The 19,462-nt window shown below is 69.6% G+C and carries 14 protein-coding genes; 11 read left to right on the top strand and 3 right to left on the bottom strand.

The features are described from left to right. Positions 1-23: 23 nt before the first annotated feature. Positions 24-833: a PaaX family transcriptional regulator gene (locus CHC08_RS29325; RefSeq protein WP_089210616.1), complete on the bottom strand. Its 810-nt coding sequence runs from the start codon at positions 831-833 to the stop codon at positions 24-26. 234 nt (positions 834-1,067) lie between these two features. Here CHC08_RS29325 and CHC08_RS29330 point away from each other — a divergent pair, with 234 nt between their 5' ends. Then, positions 1,068-1,658: a DinB family protein gene (locus CHC08_RS29330; protein ID WP_089210617.1), complete on the top strand. Its 591-nt coding sequence runs from the start codon at positions 1,068-1,070 to the stop codon at positions 1,656-1,658. Positions 1,659-1,782: 124 nt separating this feature from the next. Here CHC08_RS29330 and CHC08_RS29335 read toward each other — a convergent pair whose 3' ends face one another. Continuing rightward, positions 1,783-2,634 (bottom strand): 3-methyladenine DNA glycosylase, encoded by an 852-nt coding sequence (locus tag CHC08_RS29335; RefSeq protein WP_089210660.1) that lies wholly within the window; start codon positions 2,632-2,634, stop codon positions 1,783-1,785. Between the two features lie 349 nt (positions 2,635-2,983). Between CHC08_RS29335 and CHC08_RS29340 the strand changes: the two genes are divergently transcribed. The 8 genes from CHC08_RS29340 to CHC08_RS29375 all read left to right on the top strand — a co-directional run bounded on the left by CHC08_RS29340 (position 2,984) and on the right by CHC08_RS29375 (position 14,129). Beyond that, positions 2,984-4,246 carry a glycosyltransferase family 2 protein gene (locus CHC08_RS29340; protein WP_218825554.1) on the top strand — a complete coding sequence of 421 codons (1,263 nt, stop codon included), beginning with the start codon at positions 2,984-2,986 and terminating at the stop codon, positions 4,244-4,246. Between the two features lies 1 nt (position 4,247). Continuing rightward, positions 4,248-6,515, top strand: coding sequence for a right-handed parallel beta-helix repeat-containing protein (locus CHC08_RS29345; RefSeq protein WP_089210619.1), 2,268 nt, complete (start codon positions 4,248-4,250; stop codon positions 6,513-6,515). After that, a complete protein-coding gene (locus tag CHC08_RS29350) occupies positions 6,512-8,494 on the top strand; it encodes a right-handed parallel beta-helix repeat-containing protein (protein WP_089210620.1) in 1,983 nt (660 codons plus the stop codon). The genes CHC08_RS29345 and CHC08_RS29350 overlap by 4 nt, the downstream gene beginning before the upstream one ends. Positions 8,495-8,497: 3 nt before the next feature. Then, on the top strand, positions 8,498-9,676 hold the full coding sequence (locus CHC08_RS29355; RefSeq protein ID WP_218825555.1) for a right-handed parallel beta-helix repeat-containing protein: 1,179 nt from the start codon (positions 8,498-8,500) through the stop codon (positions 9,674-9,676). 37 nt (positions 9,677-9,713) lie between these two features. After that, entirely contained in the window at positions 9,714-11,045 is a 1,332-nt protein-coding gene (locus tag CHC08_RS29360; protein WP_179282282.1) for a UDP-glucose dehydrogenase family protein, read from the top strand. Between the two features lie 120 nt (positions 11,046-11,165). Next, the gene (locus tag CHC08_RS29365; protein WP_089210622.1) at positions 11,166-12,224 is read left to right on the top strand and encodes an LLM class flavin-dependent oxidoreductase; all 1,059 of its coding nucleotides are present in this window, start codon (positions 11,166-11,168) and stop codon (positions 12,222-12,224) included. 214 nt (positions 12,225-12,438) lie between these two features. Then, complete coding sequence (locus CHC08_RS29370; RefSeq protein ID WP_089210662.1) at positions 12,439-13,515, top strand: LLM class flavin-dependent oxidoreductase; 1,077 nt, start codon at positions 12,439-12,441, stop codon at positions 13,513-13,515. After that, complete coding sequence (locus CHC08_RS29375; protein ID WP_089210623.1) at positions 13,512-14,129, top strand: FMN reductase; 618 nt, start codon at positions 13,512-13,514, stop codon at positions 14,127-14,129. Before CHC08_RS29370 ends, CHC08_RS29375 begins: the two co-directional genes overlap by 4 nt. A 162-nt stretch (positions 14,130-14,291) precedes the next feature. Here the strand turns inward: CHC08_RS29375 and CHC08_RS51765 are convergent, their stop codons facing one another. Beyond that, positions 14,292-16,085, bottom strand: a complete 1,794-nt coding sequence (locus CHC08_RS51765) for an NAD(P)H-binding protein (protein WP_245878630.1) — start codon at positions 16,083-16,085, stop codon at positions 14,292-14,294. Positions 16,086-16,176: 91 nt separating this feature from the next. Between CHC08_RS51765 and CHC08_RS29385 the strand changes: the two genes are divergently transcribed. Next, positions 16,177-17,205, top strand: coding sequence for an AraC family transcriptional regulator (locus CHC08_RS29385; RefSeq protein ID WP_089210625.1), 1,029 nt, complete (start codon positions 16,177-16,179; stop codon positions 17,203-17,205). A gap of 231 nt (positions 17,206-17,436) precedes the next feature. Continuing rightward, positions 17,437-19,275 carry an AfsR/SARP family transcriptional regulator gene (locus CHC08_RS29390; protein WP_179282275.1) on the top strand — a complete coding sequence of 613 codons (1,839 nt, stop codon included), beginning with the start codon at positions 17,437-17,439 and terminating at the stop codon, positions 19,273-19,275. The last annotated feature ends 187 nt before the right edge of the window (positions 19,276-19,462 follow it).

The following is a 19,462-nucleotide window of genomic DNA, read 5'->3' on the forward strand; positions in this document are numbered from 1 at the left end:
ACCCCGGGGCGAGCCGCGTCAGGTCAGGAGTGAATCGTCCTGATCGCGTGCTCTCGTGCCGGTCGGCGCAACAGCGCGTCGAGGTCGGCGAACAGGTTCTCGGCGCGACTGCCGATCCAGCCTTCGGGGAGCAGCTCGAACGGCAGGCCAGGATCTCGGTACGGCAGGCGACGCCACTCGGTGAGCATCGGAACGTAGATCTCGAATGCCGTCTTCGGGCCGTCGGCGGCTGCCGCGAACCGCTTCGGGGCGTCCTGGAAACGACAGACGAACTCGTTGTACTCCGACTCGATCGCATCGAGATCCCACCACTCGGCGACCCGCTCGCGAAGGTCGCCGAAGGCTCGGTGGTGCGCGATGAAGAGGTCGACGTAGCCGGTCAGACCCATTCGCTCGACCGTGCGGACCGCGTGCTCGTGGAGCGTTCCGGGCGCGACCCAGACTCCGGGCGCGGCTGTTCCGAATCCCATCTCGCCGAGGGTGGAGCGCAGGGCGTGACGACGGTCACGCTCGGATTCCGGGATGGAGAAGACCACGAGGACAAACCCGTCCGCCAGCCGGGCCCTCGGGTGGGAGAAGATCCGCACATCGCCCTCGCGCAACAACTCCAGGGCGCCGGGCGAGAGGCTGTAGCCGGCGGTCCGCTCGACCTTGAGCGCCTCGAGCACACCGCGCCGCTTGAGGCGCGAGATCGACGAACGCACGGCGGCCGGATCGACATCCACGTCGCTCAGGAGCTTGACGACCGAGGCGACCGACAGCCAGTTGCGTTCGTCCCGTGCGTACAGCCCGTACAGCGTCAAGATCAACTGACGAGGCGCTATCTCCGGCATGCGGAAACTCTAAGGCGGAAGTGCCCGATCCGTAGCAATCGGCAACGGGCGTGGCTCGGCGGACGGCGCCCGCCCAAGAACGGCGCCGGAAGCCGGTGGCTTTCCGTACCGAGGACCGCGGCGGGTACGCGCGCGGTACGGCTATGGCCCGGGACGTCGCCGGCCGGGAGGCGAGAGCCTCCGGACGCGGCGTCCCGACGCCGATTGTCGGTGCCGGGTGGGAGGATCTCCGCCATGACTGGATCAGACCCGAAAGCAGACCTTCACCGCTACCTGCAGACCGCCCGTGAAGCCCTGCTGTGGAAGCTTGACGGGCTCTCGGAATATGACATGCGCCGCCCGCTGACGCCGACCGGCACCAACCTGCTGGGGCTGGTCAAGCACGTGGCCGGCGTTGAGCTGGGATATTTTGGCGACACTTTCGGGCGGCCGTTCGCCGAGCCGATTCCCTGGATCGAAGACGACGCCGAGCTCGGTTCGGACATGTGGGCGACCGCGGACGAGTCGCGTGAAGAGATCGTCGGGCTGTATCACCGGGCATGGGCTCACTCGGACGCGACGATCGAGGCGTTGACGCTGGACGCGATCGGCCGGGTGGCGTGGTGGCCGGAGGACCGGAGCGAGGTGACGCTGCACCGGATCCTCATCCACGTGATCGCCGAGACGAACCGGCATGCCGGGCACGCCGACATCGTCCGGGAGCTCATTGACGGAGCCGTCGGACTGAGGAAGGACGGCGAGAACATGGCGCCGGGTGACCAGGCGTCGTGGGAGAGCTACCGCGAACGACTGGAGAGCGTGGCGCGGGAAGCCGACCGGAGCTGAGTCTGTGCTCCGGCAGGGGCGGTGCGAACTCCGGTCACCCCGGCGAGGATGGTGCGAACTCCGGTCACCCCGGCGGGGGCGAACTCTGGTCACCGTGGAACATGTGAACTCCGGTCACCCCGGATCAGGGGGCGGCGAGTAGCCGTTCGCAGACGTCGAGCAGGTGTTGCCGCTGGGGCCGTGCCCGCTCGGCGAACCCCCGCTGCTCGGCGGCGTACTCGGCCCGTCCCTCGGGCGTCTCGATCCGGATCGCCCGATGGCCGAGCGAGCTCAGGTCGTACGGGCTGGCCCGCATGTCCACGGCGCGGATGTCACGGGCCAGCATGAAGCAGTCGGCGACCAGCTCACCGCTCACCAGCGGTGACAGCTTGTACGCCCACTTGTACAGGTCCATGTTGGCGTGCAGGCAGCCCGGCTGCTCCAGCTCCTCCTGCCGCTGCCGCGTCGGCTGCAGTACGTTGAGCGGGCGCGCCTCGGGGGTGAAGAAGCGGAACGCGTCGAAATGGCCGCACCGCACGCCCCGCTGCTCCACGACCTCCGCGATCTCCTCGCCGCTGAGCCGCAGCGGCCAGGCGCCGTGCCGTACTTCCACGGCCTTGTAGACCATCGCCCACTCGTGCAGGCCGAAGCAGCCCAGAAACGCCGGCCGTGCCGCGGTGGCGGCCAGCAGCCGCGCGATCCACTCGACGGAGGACCTGCGCCTGTCCATCAGCGCCGCGGTGTCCAGCGTGACGCCCTCGGGGGTGTCGAGATAGTCGCGGCCGAAGTCGTGCGCCCCCTTCAGCGCCACGCCGACGCCCGGATGCCACTGCCGCAGCCGCGCCGGCCGATGCCCGTAGTAGGTGAACAGGAAGTCCTCGATGGGATGGGACTCGCCTCGCGCCCTGCGCGCCAGATGCGGCGCAGCCCATGCCTCGACACGTCGCCGGTGGGCCTCCGCCCGAGCCTGCCACTCCTCCGGCTCCAAAACCTCCACCGATGAATGGTACGTGCGGGCCGGCGGTGCCCGGCGGGCAGCCCGGACGTCCATGCCGGATCCCGATCAACCTCACCCGGCAGGCCTCGCACGGAGGAGCGCGTCTGACGTACGTGATCCCGCCGCGAACACCGTTCCCCCACGTGCCGTGACGTGGCCAGATGAACATACGGTGACCCTGGCTCATCGGCCTCGGGTGCAACATGTGACGATTCCTTCAGTCTTGTAACAGTTGCAACGTTCCAAATGACTTGGGCAAATTGGACCGTTAATGTCGCTCTCTGTCTGTGGAGGGGTTGTTTGCCCGGAAGCATTCGGGCATATCGGGGCAATTCGCCCAGGAGGATCTGTGGCATCCGTGTCGGACTGGTTTGATGCTGCTTACGAATGGGTCGTTCGCTCCACCGCAAACGGGAGCTGGCGAGACTTCATCCCACTGGGCCTGGCGGGCCTGCTCGTCTGGGGCCTGTGGCTCTACCGGGTGGTGCTGTCCCGGCTGGCCAAACCGGTCGTGAACGGCTACCGGACCACTGTCTCCGTAGTCGTCCCGTCCTACCGGGAGGATGCCGAGATCCTGGTGCGCTGCCTGGCCAGCTGGCTCTCCCAGGACCCGCTTGAAGTGATCATCGTTGTGGACGTCGCGGACACCGAGTGCCATGCCAAGCTCCAGGAGGTGACGGACCCTCGGCTGCGCGTCCTGGTGTTCGAGCATTCGGGCAAGCGCTCCGCGCTCGGGGTGGGCATCCGGGCGGCCCAGGGAGAGGTCGTGGTCTTCGCCGACTCCGACACCTGGTGGCAGCCCGGCCTGCTGGACGCCGTGCAGATGCCCTTCGAGGACCCGACGGTCGGCGGGGTCGGCACCCAGCAGAACGTGTACCAGCGGACCACCAGCGTCTGGCGGCGCATCGCGGACTGGCTGGTCAACCTGCGCTACTACGACTACGTGCCGGCGATGGGCAGCAGGGGCGGGGTGGCCTGCCTGTCCGGCCGGACCGCCGCCTACCGGCTTTCGGCCATCCTCCCGGTCGTCACCCACCTGGAGAACGAATTCTTCCTCGGCCGCCGGTGCATCGCCGGCGACGACGGCCGGCTCACCTGGCTCGTCCTCGCCTCCGGATACAAGACCGTGCACCAGTCCTCGGCCCGTGCCATCTCGATGTTCCCCGACTCCTTCAGCGCCTTCGTCAAGCAGCGTGTCCGGTGGAGCCGCAACTCCTACCGCTGCTACCTGACCGCGCTGTGGAAGGGGTGGCTGTGGAAGACTCCGCTGGTCACCAAGGTGACCGTACTGCAGATCCTGCTCACCCCGGTGACCATGGGCGTCACGCTCGCCTACCTGTTCTTCAGCAGGCTGGAGCTCACCGCGGTGAGCATCGGGCTCGCGGTCGGCTGGCTGGTCCTGGGCCGGGGCATCCGTGGCTGGTCGCACCTGCGCCGCCACCCCTCGGAGATCCTGCTGCTGCCGCTGCTCTGCCTGGTGGTCATCATGATCGCGCTGCCGATCAAGCTGTACGCGTTCCTGACGATGAACAAGCAGGGCTGGCTCACCCGTACCTCCGACCAGGTGGGCGGGGCGGGCCAGAGCGCCGCCACGCTCAAGGGACTGGTTTGAGATGGCGCGTGCCATCCCCGTCCTCCTGACCGTCGCGGCGCTGGCGTTCGGACTGGGGACCGGCCCGGCGGCCGCGGCCTTCCTGTCTCCCACCTCGCCGGACGGGCCGGACGTGGTCTCGGGGATCGACCCGGCTCCGGGGTCCGACGTGGATCCGGAGGACACCCCGGGTCCGGCGGACCCGGTTCCCGAAGTCAGCCCGACCCCGAAAGTCAGCTCGACCCCGAAAACCGGCCCGACTCCGAAAACCGGCCTGACCCCGACAGTCGGACCCACGCCGAAAGTCAGCTCGACCCCGAGATCCAACCCGGCACGCGGCCCGGCTTCGACGGGCAGGCAGGCTCCCCAAAGCGACAAGAAAACCGCAGCCGAGCCGGCCCTGGTCGAAGACGCGATCATGGCGGACGACGCGATCCTGGCGGCCGGCACGATTTCGGCGGACGACGCCGAGACGCAGGCGACCCTGGTGGACGTCGAGGACCAGCGGATCGTCCAGACCCGTGCCGCGCTCACAGCCATGCTGCAGACCGGCGGCGTCCAGGCCGCCCAGCGCAAGCAGCCCCAGGTCTTCGCGTCGGCGCACGGCAGGACACTGGTGCTGCCCGCGCGCAGCACCGACACCCCGTACACCCTCAAGGATCTGGCGGCCGTCGAGAAGGGCCGGTATCTGCGGCGGCTGAAGGACGGCTCCTACCTGCTCGGCGTCCACGTCTTCGTCGCCGACGGGGCGCGCCTGCAGTTGCGCGGTCCGCTGACGCTGCGAATGGGCAGCCTGCCCGGCTCGTTCAGCTCGATCGTCGCGTTCGGCGGCAACATCGAGATCAAGGGCACCGCCAAGAGGCCGGTTCAGATCACCAGCTGGGACGTGCGGACCAAGAAGCCGGACCTGAACACGACCGATGGCCGCGCCTACATCCGGGCGGTCGGCGGCGAGTTCGAGATGGCCTACACGCAGGTCTCCCACCTGGGATTCTGGAGCGGCCGTACCGGGGGCATCGCGCTCACCGGCACCGAGCGACCGGCCAGCGCCTACCGGCACCGGACAAAAGACCAGCGCCATCAGGACAAGCGGGAACGGCTGGCGAACACCCAGGCCGATCGGGGCGGGAACAGCTTCGGCGACGTGGAGACCATTCCGGTCGGCCCCGGCACCGCCTCACACGTGCTCGCCGACGAGCTCGTCTCCGGGTCGATCCAGCACAGCGTCATCACCGGCGACGCCTACGGGCTCTTCGTCTCCGGCTCGAACCAGACACAGATCATCGACAACAGGATCGTCGACAGCCTGGTGCACGGAGTGTTCATGCACCGGTTCGCCAAGAACGCGACGATCGAGGGGACCAAGGTGATCGGCAGCGGCGGCGACGGTTTTGTGCTGTCGCGGGCGACCGTGAAGGTACGGGTCAGCGACTGTCTGGCCGAGGGGAACGGGCGCAACGGCTTCACGCTCAACGGGAGCGCGCTCGCGAGCGGCCCGTCCGCGAGCGGCGAGTCGCTGGCCGTCTACGGTGACAGCTCGGTCAGCAACAGCGTCGCCCGCAACAACGGGAGGTACGGCATCGAGGTGCTCGGCGGCAGCCGGCTGGCCGTGCAGACCAGTGAGGTCATCGGCGGCGACATGGGTATCGTGGTGCGGGAGGGCGCCAGCGGGGTGCAGATCTCCGGTAACAGGCTGGCGGACCAGCGCCGCCAGGCGATCGCGCTGCGCGACGGGGCGACCGGAGCGTATGTGGCCGGCAATACGGTCACGGGGACCGTCACCGGGGTCTATATGCGCGACTCCAATGGCACTATCGTCGGAAACAAGATCACGACCCTGCCGGTTCCCAAGGCTCACGGGATCACCGTGATCGGCGACGCCGGAGGCTCCGAGATCACTCGCAACACCCTCATCGGCTGGGGGACCAGCGCGATCAGCACCGCGCGGGCCGCCGACAGGCTGAACAAGCACAACAACGACGAGGACCGGTGGGATGACACGTCGTCGTTCTGGGTCAAGGCCAAACGCTATGTCAAGCCCATGAACGTGATCTGGGCCGGAGTCATCCTCCTGGTGGTCGTATCGGCGGTCCGATCCCGCGGCACCGTCATCGAACGGCGGCGACCCAGGGAGATCCGCAACCCCTACGCGCTCCAGAAGGCGCTCGGGGAGGGGCGGCCCATCCTGCTGCGCCATGCCTCCGCGCCGGACCCGGAACCCGTCGTCGAGCTTCCCTCGCGGCACCGGGAGCCGGCCGGCTCGACCCCCGCGGCAGGGGGCAGGGGATGAGCGGGTCACCCCGGAGGAGAGGCCGTACCCTCCTCATAGTCCTGGTGCTGATCCTGTCCGCGGTCGGCACCTGGACATACCTCTCCTACGTCGACGGCTCCGCCCTGCCTCCCGGTGTCAACGAGGTGCCCCAGGCGGAGGCGCAGCAGCAGTCGACCCTGGTCGACCAGGAGGATCTGCGGATCATGGAGACCCGCGCGGCGCTGGCCTCCGCACTGGCGCGGGGCGGACCCGCCGCCGCGGAGGCCCGCGTGCCGCACATCTCCAGTTCGGCCAACGGCCAGACGCTCGTGCTGCCGCAGCGCCGCGAGCCGTACCGGGTCGCCGACCTGGAGCGCCTGGGCCTGGAGGATTTCCAGAAGCAGTCGGACGGCTCCTACGTGCTCGGCATCAACGTGTTCGTGGGCCCGGGGGCCAAACTGGTGCTCCAGAACGCGACCGGTCCGCTGGTGATCCGGATGCACAGCGAGCCCGGCTCCTTCGTCTCGATCGTGAGCTTCGGCGCGAGCGTCCGGATCAACGGTTCGACGCAGAACCCGGTGCGGATCACCAGCTGGGACCCGAACGCCAGGACGGCGGACACCAAGGTCTCCGACGGTCGCGCCTACCTGCGCGCGATCGGCGGGGAGCTCAAGGTGAGCCACGCGGTGGTGGAGTATCTCGGTTTCTGGAGCGGGCCGACCGGCGGGCTGGCGCTGACCGGCAGTGACCGGCCGACCCAGACCGCGGAGCGGGTCCCCGTCACCGCCCTCCCGAAAACGCCCCTCCCGAAGAAGACGCCCCCTGCGAAGAAGACGCCCCTTTCGAAGAAGAGCCCTCCGCGGGGGGCGGCCGCCGCCCAGCCGCGGGTGCTCCTGCCCAACGGCCTCCTCGTGCCGGGCAGAGGCGTCGACGGCCAGGTCGAGATCACCGACGGAGCGGGCCGGGGGAGAGTCTCCTACCAGATGCCCGACGCCAACCTGGTCACCGGCGACATCACCGACACCACGATCACCGGCAACGCGTACGGAATCTTCATCACGGCCTCCAACGAGACCCGGATCACCGACGTCTCGATCACCGGGAGCCTGGTTCACGGGGTGCTGCTGCACCGGTTCGCGCGCAACGCCTCCATCGAGAACACCACCGTGACCGACAGCCGGGGTGACGGGTTCGTCCTGTCCCGGGGCACGCAGAACGTCACGATCACCGGTTCGAAGGCCGAGCGCAACGGCGGCAACGGCTTTACGATCAGTGGCCTGCCGCTGGCCCGGGGGCCGTCGGCGTCCGGGGAGTCGCTGCGCAGTTTCGGCGGCAGCTCGGTGACCAGCAGCGAGGCGCGGGACAACGGCCACTACGGCGTGGAGATCCAGGGCGGCGTCGAACTCGCCGTGCAGACCACAGAGGTGATCGGCGGGGAGATGGGCATCGTGGTGAGCAAGGACGCCACCGGCGTCCAGGTCACCGGCAACCGTCTCACCGGCCAGCGCAGCCAGGGGATCGTGCTCCGCGACGGCGTGCGGTCGGCCCGGATCAGCGGCAACATCGTACGGGACACCCAGACCGCGATCTATCTCCGCGACGCAGAGGCCACCATCTCCGGCAACACGGTCGAGTCCGCCTCACTGCACGCGATCTCACTGCTCGGCGCGGACGGGGGCACCGAGATCACCGGAAACACCCTGGGCGGCGCCGGCCGCAGCGCGCTCGACACCGGCCGCTCGACGGGAAACACGACCGTCACGCAGAACAACACCGGTGGCTGGCAGGACACGGCCGGCTTCTGGACGACGGTCGAGCGGCTCGCCAAGCCGATGAACCTGATCTGGCTGGGTGTGTTCTCCCTGATCGTGATCTCGGCGCTCCGGGCGTTGCGCGGCGACGGCCCGCGGGTCGGCCGCCGATTCGTCCATCCATACGAGAAGCAGACGCTGCTGGAAGGGCGACCGGCTCGGCTTCTGACGACCGACGCCGCCCCGACCCCGGCGGAGAGGAGCTGAGCGATGCGCCTGGACATCGACCGAAAGACTCTGGTGGGGATGCTGGCCGGAGCGGTCATCACGGTGATCGTCGTGGTGCTGCTGCGCGGTCTGTTCGGCGTCGGAGCAGGCCCGGGCACCCCGATCGAGGACATCCGGCCGAAGAGCGCGGGAACGCCGGCCTCGCAGGAGGACAACGCTTCGCAGAAGGAAGACAACGCTTCGCAGGTGGAGGACGACGAGGAGGAAGAGGTGGAGGAGTTCACCGCATCGCAGGAGCCGCCCGACATCGCCGTCCCCACCGGGGAAGGAATGATCGACTGCCCCGAGGCCACGGTGACCGTCGGCGACGCCGCCGGGCTCGCCGAGGCGTTGGAGGCGGCCGAGCCGGGCACGGTGATCAAACTGGAGCCCGGTGTCTACGCCGGCCGGTTCGTGGCGACGGTCTCGGGGACGGAGGCTGACCCGATCTTCGTCTGCGGCTCGCCCGATGCGATCATCGACGGCGGCGGGGTCAAGAAGGGCTACGCCTTCCACCTCAACGAGGTCGGTCACTGGCGGCTGGTCGGTTTCAGCGTCCGCAACAGCCAGAAGGGTGTGATGGCCGACCGGACCACCCACACGATCATCCAGGGGCTGACCGTCCACGACATCGGGGACGAAGCGATTCACCTGCGCAACTTCAGCACTGACAACACCGTTCAGTACTGCATGATCTACGCGACCGGCCTGCGCCGGGAGAAGTTCGGTGAGGGCGTCTACCTCGGCACCGCCGAAAGCAACTGGGCGGCCTACTCCGGCGGGAAGATGGACCGCAGCGACCGCAATCTCGTGCGCGGCAACGTCATCCGGTCCACCGCCGAGGCGATCGACATCAAGGAGGGCACCTCCGGCGGGCGCATCGTCGGCAACATCTTCGACGGTTCCGGCCTCAGCGGTTCCAAGCACAACGACTCCTGGGTCGACGTCAAGGGCAACGGCTACGTCATCGAGGGCAACACCGGTAGCAACACCAACGGCGACGGCTTCCAGACCCACAAGATCGTGGACGGCTGGGGCACCGGCAACGTGTTCCGAGCCAACATCATCAATCTCGGCAATTCGGGCGGCGTCGGCATCAATGACACGGCCGGCGGAAACAAGATCGCCTGTGACAACAAGGTCACCGGCGGCATGCTCACCAAAAAAGATGTCTGTTCCTGAGCACGGGCTCGAGGACGAGTAGATGGGAAAGACAGACATGGGCGGAACCGAGCTCCCACGGCTGACTGTGATCGGAACCGGCTATCTCGGGGCGACGCACGCGATCTGCATGGCGTCGCTGGGGTATGACGTGGTCGGCCTCGACGTGGACAGCAAAAAGATCGAGCGACTGCAGTCCGGGGAGGTCCCGTTCTTCGAGCCGGGTCTGCCCGAGTTGCTGGGCAAGGCCCTGGCATCGGGCCGGCTCCGGTTCACCACCTCCTACGCGGAGGCCGCCGAACACGGCGACGTTCACTTCGTCTGCGTCGGCACCCCCCAGCAGCCGGGCTCGGACGCCTGCGACCTGAGCTACATCGACGAAACCATCCGCAGCCTGGCTCCCCACCTGACCCGGCGCTGCCTGGTGGCCGGCAAGTCGACCGTCCCGGTGAACACCGCCGCCCACCTGGCCGACCTGCTCCACGAGCTGGCCCCGGCCGGCGAGGAGGTGGAGCTGGCCTGGAACCCGGAGTTCCTGCGGGAGGGCTTCGCGATCGACGACACGCTCCGGCCCGACCGGCTCGTGTTCGGCGTCGCCTCGGAGTGGGCGCGCGAGCAGCTGACCGCGGCGTTCCAGCCGATCATCGACCTCGGTACCCCGGTGGTGGTCACCGATCTGGCCACCGCGGAGCTGGTCAAGGTGGCCGCCAACTCGTTCCTGGCCACCAAGATCTCCTACATCAACGCGATGGCCGAGGTCTGCGAGGCCACCGGGGCCGACGTCCGCGATCTGGCCAAGGCGCTCGCCTACGACGACCGGATCGGCGGCCGGTTCCTCCAGCCGGGGCTGGGCTTCGGCGGCGGCTGCCTGCCCAAGGACATCCGCGCCTTCGCGCACCGGGCGGAGGAGATCGGCGTCGGCCAGGCCGTGTCCTTCCTCCGCGAAGTCGACGCGATCAACCGGCGTCGCCGTTCCCGGACCATCGACCTGGTCAGGGAACTGCTCGGTGGCCAGCTCGACGGCAAGAAGGTCGCCTGCCTGGGCGCGGCCTTCAAGCCCAACTCCGACGACATCAGGGACGCTCCGGCGCTGGACGTGGCCCGGACCATGCACGGGCTGGGCGCCACCGTCCGGGTGTACGACCCGGCCGCGCTGGACAACGCGCGCCGCGCCTACCCAGAGCTCAGGTACGGCACGAGCGCGCTGGACGTGGCCCGTGACGCGGATGTGGTGGTCCTGCTCACCGAGTGGACGGAATTCCGCGAGATCCAGCCCTCGGCGCTGGCCCAGGTGGTCAGGCACACCCGGATCGTGGACGGCCGGCACGCGCTCGACGCGGACGTCTGGCGTGCGGCGGGCTGGGAGTACCGGGCGCTGGGCCGTCCCTGACCCGGATGGCGGGGGCCGGTGTGATCCTGGTCGCGGGTCGGAATTCTCGCCACGGCGCCATGGTTCCTCTACTGCTCGCGCCGTAGAGAGCCACAGAGGCCGCAGAGAAAGAGACGAAGGATGTCCGCACCACTTGAGTTCGCGATCGACACGTTCGGGGACGTCACCTTCGACGCGGACGGAAACCGGCTGCCGTACGCGCAGGTTATCCGTAACGTCGTCGAGGAGGCCGTGCTCGCCGACAGCGTGGGGATCGACGCGATCGGCATCGGGGAGCATCACCGGGACGACTTCGCGATCTCGGCACCGGAGATCGTGCTGGCGACGATCGCCGGCCGTACCGAGCGCATCCGTCTCGGTACGGCGGTGACCGTGCTCAGCTCGGATGACCCGGTGCGCGTGTTCGAGAAGTTCGCCACGCTGGACGCGGTGTCCCAGGGCCGGGCAGAGATCATCCTCGGCCGTGGCTCGTTCACGGAGTCGTTCCCGCTGTTCGGTTTCGACCTCGCGCAGTACGAGGAACTGTTCGAGGAGAAGCTCGACCTGCTCTCCCATCTGCTCGAGGAGGGGCCGGTCACCTGGCAGGGCCGGCTCCGCCCCGGGCTGAAGGACCAGCACGTGTATCCGAAGACGGAGTCCGGCCGGCTGCGCACCTGGATCGGCGTCGGCGGCAGCCCCGAGTCCGTGGTCCGCGCGGCGCGCTACGAGATGCCGCTCATGCTCGCGATCATCGGTGGTGCGCCGGAGCGGTTCGCGCCGTACGTCGACCTGTACCACCAGGCCCTCGCCCAGCTTGAGGTCCAGCGGTTGCCGATCGGCGTGCACTCGCCGGGTCACATCGCCGAGACCGACCGGGAGGCACGCGACGAGCTCTGGCCGCACTACCGGGCCGTGCACGACCGCATCGGCCGCGAGCGCGGCTGGGGTCCCACGACCCGCAGCCGCTTCGAGGCCGAGGCCGACGAGGGCTCGCTCTACGTCGGATCGCCCGAGACGGTGGCCACGAAGATCGCGAAAACGGTGGGTGCGCTCGGCGTCGACCGCTTCGAGCTCAAGTACAGCTCCGGGACGCTCGCGCACGAGAGGCTCATGACCACGATCCGCCTCTACGGCGAGGAGGTCGTGCCGCGGGTGAGGCAGTTGCTGGCCCAGACCCCGGCCGCGGCGGGACAGGCGTGAACGGCACGTGATCCGGACGTGCGCACGGGTGCGAGCGGGACGTGATTCAGGTGTGCGCACGGGTGCGAACGGGACGTGATTCAGATGTGCGCGCAGGCGTGAACGGCACGTGATTCGGACGTGCACGAGGTGTCAACGCCGTGGCGCTTTCATGGGGATGTGACCGGGAACGACCGGTCACGGATGACTCAGGAAGGGCTGAGCGATGAGCGCCATGCAGTTCGGCATCTTCACGGTCGGCGACATCGCGCCCGATCCCGCGACCGGGCGTGCGCCGACCGAGCACGAGCGGATCAAGCGGATGGTCGAGACCGCGCTGAAGGCGGAGGAGGTGGGCCTCGACGTCTACGCGGCGGGCGAGCACCACAACCCGCCGTTCGTGCCGTCCTCGCCCACCACGCTCCTCGGCTACATCGCGGCGCGGACCAGCAGGATCCTCCTGTCGACGTCGACGACGCTGATCACCACGAACGACCCGGTGAAGATCGCCGAGGACTACGCGATGCTCCAGCACCTGGCGGACGGCCGGGTCGACCTGATGATGGGCCGGGGTAACACCGGCCCGGTGTACCCGTGGTTCGGCCAGGACATTCGCGACGGGGTCGCGCTGGCGGTGGAGAACTACGCGCTGCTGCGCCGGCTGTGGCGAGAGGATGTGGTCGACTGGCAGGGCAGGTTCCGCACGCCGCTGCAGTCGTTCACCTCGACCCCGCGCCCGCTCGACGGCGTGCCGCCGTTCGTCTGGCACGGCTCGATCCGCAGCCCGGAGATCGCCGAGCAGGCCGCCTACTACGGCGACGGGTTCTTCCACAACAACATCTTCTGGCCGAAGGAACACACCCGGCAGATGATCGACCTGTACCGCACCCGGTTCGAGCACTACGGGCACGGGCCGGCGGATCAGGCGATCGTCGGGCTCGGCGGGCAGGTGTACATGCGGCGCAACTCGCAGCAGGCGATCGCCGAGTTCCGCCCGTTCTTCGACAACTCCCCGGCCTACGGCAACGGGCCGTCGCTTGAGGAGACCATGCGGCGGACGCCGCTGTCGGTGGGCAGCCCGCAGGAGGTCATCGACCGGACGCTCCAGTTCCGGGAGCACTTCGGCGACTACCAGCGCCAGCTGTTCAACGTGGACGGCATGGGCCTGCCGCACAAGGCGGTGCTGGAGCAGATCGACTTCCTCGGCGAGGAGGTCGTCCCCGTGCTCCGTAAGGAGTTCGCCGCGATGCGACCGGCGCACATCCCGGACGCGCCGACACACGAGTCACTGAAGGCGGCGGAAATCGGATGAAGCGCACCATCGCCGTGGTGTCCGCCGGGCTCGGCCGCCCGTCGTCGAGCCGGCTGCTCGCCGACCGGCTGGCCGCGGCCGTCGAGCGGGAGCTGCACGAGAGGGGCGACGAGACCGAGGTGCGCGTGGTCGAGGTCCGTGACCACGCGCACGACCTGGTCAACAACCTGGTCAGCGGCTTTCCGGCCCCGGAGTTGCAGGGCGCGTTCGACGTGGTGACCGGAGCCGACGGGCTGATCGCGGTGACGCCCACGTTCGCCGCCTCCTACAGCGGGTTGTTCAAGGCGTTCTTCGACGTCCTCGACCTGCTGGACGACAACGCGCTGGCGGACAAGCCGGTGCTGATCGGCGCGACCGGCGGCACCGCGCGGCACTCGCTGGTGCTGGAGAACGCGATGCGGCCGCTCTTCACCTACCTGCGGGGAGTGGTCGTGCCGATGTCGGTGTTCGCGGCTCCGGAGGACTGGGGCGGGGCGGCCGCCCCGGACCTCCTGGCCCGCCGGATCGACCGGGCCGCGGCCCAGCTCGCCGTGGAGATCCACCGGCGGGACGCGCCGGCCGTCCGCGACCCGTTCGAGCCGACACCGTTCGAGGACCTCCTCGGCGCGGGCTGACCCATACCGTCCGTACGCTCCAGCGCACAGGGGCCTCCTTGACGTGGGCCGACCCGGGATACCGTCCGTACGTTCCGGCCCTTGAGGAACAGCGAAGAGAAAACGTACGCCGACGATTCTTTTTTTCGGACGCCGTGGTACCCGGGTCCGAGATGCTCGCATTCAGGGGAAGATCGTGAGCTTGCCGTGGGTCTGGCCCGCCTCGCTCCTGCGGTGGACCAACGCGAGGTTGGACAGCGGGTGGGATTCGGCGACGTCGACGATGAGCGCGCCGGCGTCGAGGAGTTCGACAATGGCGCCCAGCTGCTTGGCGTCGTTGCGGGCGACCATGTGGAGGGCGGTGACATCGGCGTCGGCGGGCGGCTCGACGGGGGTGGCGACGGAGACGATGACGCCGCCCGGCCGCAGAAGGGAGACCAGGTTCGCCGCGGCCTCGGGGGAGATCGGAGCGAGGTTCACGACGGCATCGACCGGGCCGTCCAGCGCATCTGCGAGAGCGGTGGTCGTGTAGTCGATGATCTGGTCGGCGCCGTACTTGCTGACCGCCGCGGCGCTGCGGCCGCTGGCCGTGGCGACCACTGTCGCACCGGCGTGCCTGGCGAGCTGGACGGCGAACACTCCCACGCCGCCACCGGCGCCGTTGATGAGCACGCGCTGGCCCGCGGTGATGTGGGCGTGCTCGAACAGCACCTGCCAGGCGGTGAGCGCGGCTACCGGGATCGCGGCCGCGTCGGTGAGGGGAACAGTGGCAGGCGCCTTGACCAGCACGCCCACCGGAGCGGCGACGTACTCGGCCGCGGCGCCGCCCGCGTCGAGACGGCCGATGACCCGGTCGCCCACGGCCGGCCCCTCCACGTCGTCGCCGACCTCGACGATCGTGCCGGAGACGTCCCAGCCAAGGGTGTAGGGCAGGTCCACCGGCAGCACGGCTCGCAGCATCCCTGACCGCAGCGCCATCTCCGAAGGATTGAACGAGGTGGCGGCGACCCGGATCAGGACCTCGCCCGGCCCGGGGGCGGGCCGCGGTACTTCTTCGTATCGGATGACGGAGGCATCGCCGTACTCATGGATGCGGGCGGCCTTCATCGTGTCGCGGAACTCGCCCGCGTGGTCGGTCACCCAGGTGCGGAACGTGCGGGCCGGGGCTCCGGTGACCTCTGCCACCGTGGCCGTGGTCGCTCTCGGCTCGGTCACCATCTCGGCCTGGGCCTGGAGGATGCCGTCCACGGCCGCGGGTGGCCAGCCTCGGGTGAGCATCTGCTGCCGCGCGGTCTGCGGCGAGGTCTCCTCCCAGTGCACCGGGCGGCCGATCACCTCCCCGATGATGCTCGCCTGCTCGGCCTGGGTCAGTATCTCGGGCCCGGTCAGCTCATAGATCGCGCCGTTGTGCCCGTCGCCGACGAGCGCGTGCACCGCGACCGCCGCGAGGTCCCGCTCGTGCAGCGGGGGCATGGCGGCCGCGCCGTACGGCCCGCGCACGACTGCCTCGGCGCGGATCTGCCCGGCCCACCGCAGGGCGTTGGCCGCGAAGGCGTGCGGTCGCAGGAACGTCCATTCCAGCCCGGACCGCTCGATCAGCTGCTCGACCTGTCGTTCGTGGTCGCGTACGGCCGCCGAAGACAGGTAGACGACGCGGCGGGCATGCGCGGCGACCACCTCCAGAACCGCGGGCATCCCCTCGGCCGTGGCGAACGGCCAGAGGAGAAACACGGTCTCGATCCCATCCAGGGACGTGTGCAGGGTGTGCGGATCGGCCAGGTCGCCCCGCACGACCTCGACGCCGTCCGGAAGGCCGGCCGCTTCGGGATCGCGGGCCAGCGCGCGAACCTCGGCCCCTGCCTCCAGCAACTGCGCCACGACCTGCCGGCCGACCGTGCCGGTCGCCCCGATCACCAGAATCTTGCGTTGCCCCGGCATGAAAGACTCCCAATGGTTGATCACTTTGTGTGCGCTCAACTCTATGAGGATGAAGAGAGACACCCAATGCGTTAAAATCTCATATTTATACGCGTGAGTCTTCTTAGAGCTGTCGAGATAGACTCTCTCTGTGGACGTACTCAGCGATGTGATCACCGCGATGCGCGCCGGGGAACCCCGCTCGGCGCGCGTTCAATGGCACGCCCCCTGGGGGCAGCGGTTCCCCACCGTGCGCGGCTCCGCCGGCTTTCAAGTGATCTTGCAGGGATCGTGCCGACTGATCCCCCCGGACGGCGGCGCCCCCATCGCGTTGAACGTCGGCGACGTGGTGTTCCTGCCCCACGGAAGCGGCTACGCGCTGGCCGACAGCCCTGCCACCCCGCTGACCGAACCCGCCTGCGACCCACTGAACGACCCCCGATTCCAAGACCGCTACGCCTCCGCGACCGTGGGGAAGACCGGACAGGACGACTCGCAGGCGATCACCGTGACCCTCTGCGGTGGATACCGGCTCGACCCCAGCCGAGCCCATCCGCTCCTGGGCGACCTGCCCGAGATCGTCCACCTGCCCGCTCGCCTCGGGCACCGCCCCGAACTGCGCGCCGCCGTCGACCTCCTCGCCGGCGAACTCGACAACCCCCGCCTCGGCGTGGACACCATCGTGCCCGCCCTGCTCGACATGCTGCTGCTCTACATCCTGCGCGCCTGGTTCGACGAACAGTCCGAACGCGGCACGACCACCGGCTGGGCCGCGGCACTGGGCGACCCGGCGATCAGCGCCGCACTGCACGCCCTCCACCGCGACCCCGCATTCCCCTGGACGGTCGAGACCCTCGGCATCCAGGCGAGACTGTCCAGGGCGGCTTTCTCCCGCCGCTTCACCACCCTGATCGGCCAGCCGCCCCTCACCTACCTGACCTGGTGGCGCATGACCACCGCCGCCCGGCTTCTGCGCGAGTCCGACACCTCACTCAGCGAGGTGGCCACCCGGATCGGCTACACCTCGGAGTTCGCCTTCGCCACCGCCTTCAAACGGGAGTACGGCACCGCACCCGGCAAATACCGACGACAGAGCCGAGCGGAAACCCAGAGCAGCGAACTCGACGTAACGGCACCACGACCAGCGGCCACCTCATCGGTGGGCAGCACCGCACGATGATCAAAACTGATCATCGGCCTCCTCGCCCGCGTATCCAGCCGATAAAGGAAGACCGCCCACCCCCAGCTCCGGCACCGCCCGAGAATCTCCCTGACGTGGGCTGACCTGGAACCGCCCACAGGTTCCGGCGCCGCCAGGGGGCCTCCTTGACGTGGACTGATCCGGAATACCGCCTATATGCCGGTCGTTGGTCGGTCTGGGGTTTGCGGTCGGTTTCGGAGGGGGTCCCCGGTGGGCGAACGGCTGCGATTCGAGGTGCTCGGTCCGGTGCGCGCCTGGCGCGGCGACGACGAGATCGAGCTGGGCTCCCCGCAGCAGCGGGCGATCCTCGCGATCCTCCTGCTGCAGGTCGGCACCCCCGCCTCGCCCGACCAGCTGATCGCAGCGATCTGGGGTGGTGCCGCGCCACGTGCCGCGATCGGCATGGTCCGCTCGTACGTGTCCCGGCTGCGCCGAGTGCTCGACCCCGGCCATCCGGCCGCGGTGATCGAGTCGATGGGCGGCGGCTACGCGCTGCGCGCAGAGGACCTCGACCTCACCGAGTTCCAGCGGCGGCTCGGCGTCGCCAGGGAGGCCCGCCGCGCCGGTGACGTGCCCGCGGCGGCGACCGAGCTGCGCACCGCGCTCGGCCTGTGGCACGGCACGCCGCTCGCCGGCGTCAACGGTGACTACGCCGAATTCGAACGTACCCGGCTCGGGCAGCTGCGGCTCACGGCGATCGAGGACCTGGCGGCGGCCGACATCGAGTCGGGCCGGCACGTCGAGGCGGCCGCCGGGCTCGCGGAGGTGATCGCTGAGCAGCCGCTGCGGGAACGGCCGCGCGAGCTGCTGATGCTCGCCCTCTACCGGTCCGGCCGGCAGGCCGACGCGCTGGCCGTGTTCGAGCAGGTGCGGCGATTGCTCTCCGACGAGCTGGGCCTGGACCCCGGCCCGGACCTACGGGAGATGCAGCGGCGGATTCTTGTGTCCGACCCGGCGCTGGTCGGCCCCGCCGTACCGGCGCAGGCGGCCACGCCGTCGCGTAACCCCACGCAGCTGCCGCCGGACGTACCGGACTTCGTCGGCCGCGACGAGCCGCGGTCCCGCATGGCCGACGCCCTGACCCCGTCCGGCGCGAGCGTGCCGGTGATCGGTGTCGAGGGGCTCGCCGGCGTCGGCAAGACGACTCTCGCGGTGCACGTCGGGCACGCGGTCGCCGCCGGTTTCCCCGACGGTCAACTGTTCGTCGACCTCGGCGTGGCCACGGAGCCGCTGGCCGAGCTGCTGCGTGGCATCGGCGTGCCGGACACGGGGCTGCCCGAGTCGTTCAGCGAGCGCGTGGCGTTGTGGCGGACGCTGACCACCGGTCGCCGGCTGCTCGTCGTGCTGGACGACGCCCGCGACGCCGAGCAGGTGCGGCGGCTGCTGCCGGGCTCCGGCGGGTCCGCGGTCGTGATCACCGCGCGGCAGCGGCTGTACGGCCTGGCGTACGTGCACTGGCTGAAGCTGGGCGGGCTGGACGAGGACGACTCGGTCGCCCTGCTGGAACGGATCATCGGCGCCGACCGGGTGCGGCCGGAGCCGGCGGACATCCGCGAGATGGTCCGGCGCACCGCCGGCCTGCCGCAGGTGCTGCAGGTGCTCGGCACGCGGATCGCCTCGCGGCCGGGATGGACCATCGCGGAGGCGAAGCGGCGGCTCGGCAGGCCCGACCCCGGCTCGGAGGTGCTCCCGCCGGAGTGCGGGGCCATCGAGCGGCCGTACGCGTCAGTGATGGAGCAGCTGTCACCCGCGCAGGCGAGGGCGTTCCGGCTGCTCTCTCTCGCGGACGGGCCGGACATCTCTTCCGCCGCCGCCTCGGCCGCGCTGGACCTGCCGCTCGGCGACACCACGGCGCTGCTGGAGTCTCTCGTGGACATGCACCTGCTGGAGCCCGTGGGTCTGGACCGGTACCACTACCACGAGCCGCTGCGGGAGTTCGCCCGCAGTCGCGCGTTCGCCGACGACGGTCCCGAGGCGAGCCAGGCGGCGCTGACCAGACTCGTCCGGTTCCACCGCGCCGAGGAGGGCCGGCTCCGCGCCGGTGTCTGAAGCGACCCGGTTCCCGCTCGGCGCCCTCGCTTCTCGTGTCGTGTTCCGTCATCTGTCTGGAATACGCCATCCCCGGAGAAGCCTCCTGCCGCCGAGCTCCGAGCCGCAGTCAGGACGAGTAAAACCGCAGGTCAACACATCTTTCACGAGGCCCTGACCCCGGCGGACCCATGCGCCTGCCGCGAGC

The sequence above is a fragment of the Streptosporangium subroseum genome (assembly GCF_900188345.1).
In the GTDB taxonomy this organism is placed as follows: domain Bacteria; phylum Actinomycetota; class Actinomycetes; order Streptosporangiales; family Streptosporangiaceae; genus Streptosporangium; species Streptosporangium subroseum.

Excerpts from the sequence above, each read along its gene's own strand:
- CHC08_RS29360 (WP_179282282.1), top strand. The coding sequence starts at position 9,714 with ATGGGCGGAACCGAGCTCCCACGGCTGACTGTGATCGGAACCGGCTAT.
- CHC08_RS29325 (WP_089210616.1), bottom strand. The coding sequence starts at position 833 with ATGCCGGAGATAGCGCCTCGTCAGTTGATCTTGACGCTGTACGGGCTG.
- CHC08_RS29370 (WP_089210662.1), top strand. The coding sequence starts at position 12,439 with ATGCAGTTCGGCATCTTCACGGTCGGCGACATCGCGCCCGATCCCGCG.
- CHC08_RS29345 (WP_089210619.1), top strand. The coding sequence starts at position 4,248 with ATGGCGCGTGCCATCCCCGTCCTCCTGACCGTCGCGGCGCTGGCGTTC.
- CHC08_RS29355 (WP_218825555.1), top strand. The coding sequence starts at position 8,498 with ATGCGCCTGGACATCGACCGAAAGACTCTGGTGGGGATGCTGGCCGGA.
- CHC08_RS29375 (WP_089210623.1), top strand. The coding sequence starts at position 13,512 with ATGAAGCGCACCATCGCCGTGGTGTCCGCCGGGCTCGGCCGCCCGTCG.
- CHC08_RS29350 (WP_089210620.1), top strand. The coding sequence starts at position 6,512 with ATGAGCGGGTCACCCCGGAGGAGAGGCCGTACCCTCCTCATAGTCCTG.
- CHC08_RS29365 (WP_089210622.1), top strand. The coding sequence starts at position 11,166 with ATGTCCGCACCACTTGAGTTCGCGATCGACACGTTCGGGGACGTCACC.
- CHC08_RS29330 (WP_089210617.1), top strand. The coding sequence starts at position 1,068 with ATGACTGGATCAGACCCGAAAGCAGACCTTCACCGCTACCTGCAGACC.